The organism is Acetivibrio cellulolyticus CD2 (assembly GCF_000179595.2).
Classification (GTDB): domain Bacteria; phylum Bacillota; class Clostridia; order Acetivibrionales; family Acetivibrionaceae; genus Acetivibrio; species Acetivibrio cellulolyticus.
Genome location: NZ_JH556653.1, coordinates 1,088,827 through 1,089,086, shown reverse-complemented (window position 1 = coordinate 1,089,086; position 260 = coordinate 1,088,827). Strand labels below are relative to the sequence as shown.

The following is a 260-nucleotide window of genomic DNA, read 5'->3' as shown; positions in this document are numbered from 1 at the left end:
CAATGTAACAACACCAGAAGATACAGCAGTATCAGGAACAGTAGTTGGAGCAGACATCGATGGAGATACACTTACATACGCTAAAGCAACTGATCCAGCAAACGGAACAGTAACAGTAGCAGCGGACGGTAATTGGACATATACACCGAACAAAGACTACAACGGAACAGACAGCTTTACAGTAGAAGTAAGTGATGGAAAAGGCGGAACAGCAATAAGCACAGTAACAATAGCAGTAACTCCAGTAAATGATGCGCCAA

Annotated in this window: 1 protein-coding gene; it reads left to right on the top strand. The window is 43.1% G+C overall.

The window, feature by feature from the left end; translation table 11 throughout:
* Positions 1–260: cadherin-like domain-containing protein (locus tag ACECE_RS26845; RefSeq protein ID WP_010245946.1), on the top strand; the 260-nt coding region annotated here is incomplete at both ends.